This is a genomic window from Vibrio sp. 10N.222.55.C6 (genome assembly GCF_041473395.1).
GTDB classification, from domain to species: domain Bacteria; phylum Pseudomonadota; class Gammaproteobacteria; order Enterobacterales; family Vibrionaceae; genus Vibrio; species Vibrio crassostreae_C.
Map to the genome: position 1 here is coordinate 1 of NZ_JBFRSD010000072.1, position 1,928 is coordinate 1,928.

The following is a 1,928-nucleotide window of genomic DNA, read 5'->3' on the forward strand; positions in this document are numbered from 1 at the left end:
CATTGAACTAGCGACACCAATCGAGTAGGAGGAGGCCTCACGGCCTCCGTCCTCTCACACCACCGTACAAGCGTGGGTCGCATACGGCGGTTCCGAATATATTTTCAGTGACTCATACCCATCTCGCAATGAGTACAGGCCCAACTCCTCGAACCATTTTATTGGCATGGCGTGATTTAACTGCGGCGTTAAGGCCAAGTGCCACCACCCTTTATCTGACATCGCTACCTTCCACGCATTGCGCTCCGTTACACCTTGTTGTTGTAACCATGTCGCTATGCCGTATCTGCGTTTGCGTTGTTTTAAGCGGTAACATCGTAGCCGTCGCCGTATCCATTCGTCTAAGCGCTGCAAGCTGCTTTTCCGTATGGCGAGTTTGAAGTAGTGTTGCCAACCTCTTAGGTATTGAGTTAATTCCGCTATGACTGCTTGCAACTCTCGCCCTCGGTTTCGCTTCGTTATCTGCCGCACTCGCTTCTTCATTTGAGTTTGTGCTGCCTTCGATAGATGGATTGTTCCATCTATCCCGAAGCGGTGGCTTAAGTAAGTCCGCTCTGTCACTCTTGTCGCACCACTTTTCTCTCGATTTACCGTGAGCTTCAGCTTTTGCTCCAAGAACTCCGTTATCGACTCTTTAACTCGATAAGCGGCTTCTTCACTATGAACGTAGATTTGGCAGTCGTCTGCATATCGACAGAACTTATGCCCTCTGCGCTCTAACTCTTTATCCAGTTCATCTAATACGATATTGGATAGCAACGGGGATAATGGTCCACCCTGTGGTGTCCCTCTTTGTCTCTGTTCAACCATCCCGTTTCGCATTATGCCTGCCTGTAGATATGACCTGATGAGCTTCAACACTCGTTTATCACTGATGTCCTGTGACAGTCTGTACATCAGTCTATCGTGATTCACTGTGTCGAAGTATTTCGCTAGGTCGATATCTACAACATAACCTCGACCTTCTCGGATGTAATGACTGGCTGCCGTTAATGCATGGTGCGCACTGCGGTTTGGTCTAAATCCGTAACTGCTATTGGAGAACTTGGGGTCATAGATATCTGACAGTACTGAGGTCATTGCCTGTTGGACAACTCTATCAAGCACGGTTGGGATACCTAGTTGCCTTACGCCACCACTAGGTTTAGGGATTTCTACACCAAGTACCGGTTGAGGTTGGTAGCTTCCTTCCAGAAGACTCTGGCGAAGCGCTTGCCCATTTGAAGCCTGTCGAAGTGTTGAGATAGTCGCATCTATGTCGAGTTTGTCGACACCTGCACATCCTTTGTTCTTCTTCACTCTTCGTAGAGCTTGATTCAAGTTGGTTGAAGAGCAGATTTGCTCCATCAACGACGTTGAGATCACCAAGACTCGTCCTCCTGTTTACGCCAATCATGCTTGTCATTCTTCATCACCATGAGCTTTACTTGCTGTATCGCCCATTGGGACGTAGAGATGGTTTTCATCTTGCTATGACCCCACATGATTGAGTGTCTAGTGACTGCTTCTTGATATATTCAGTTCGGGCCTTCCCTTAAGTTGTACTTCCTTAAGGTACTATGCCTTCTGCTGACTTCTTATTGCTCGTCATACCGCATCGCTGCTGTATTAGTCTCTATCGAGACAAGTAATAAGATCTCCCGAGGTAAGACGTTGCTCTTTCCCTTGGCCGTGCCTGATTTATCACTACACACTTCCCGTCGAGGCATCGGGCTATTCTATCTATTGCTAGGTTGCCCAAGTTGTAATGACCTACTATCAGATTTCTGTTCGTCACAACCAAGTTTTGCCATTTGCTTCCTTCAGATTTCACCTCACGGTGAACACCCTTGCATAGGCTAACGGTTCTCGCTCGACTGAGCCCGTAGAGGACTTTCACCTCCTAGATCAACGCCATGCTCGGCGCACAAACAAAAAGCGCAGCTATT

Annotated in this window: 1 protein-coding gene; it reads right to left on the bottom strand. The window is 47.8% G+C overall.

Annotated features, from left to right (window positions below; translation table 11 throughout):
• Positions 1–54: 54 nt before the first annotated feature.
• The gene (gene ltrA / locus AB4486_RS22575; RefSeq protein WP_170962452.1) at positions 55–1,347 is read right to left on the bottom strand and encodes a group II intron reverse transcriptase/maturase; all 1,293 of its coding nucleotides are present in this window, start codon (positions 1,345–1,347) and stop codon (positions 55–57) included.
• Positions 1,348–1,928: the final 581 nt, after the last annotated feature.

Excerpts from the sequence above, each read along its gene's own strand:
- ltrA (WP_170962452.1), bottom strand. The coding sequence starts at position 1,347 with ATGGAGCAAATCTGCTCTTCAACCAACTTGAATCAAGCTCTACGAAGA.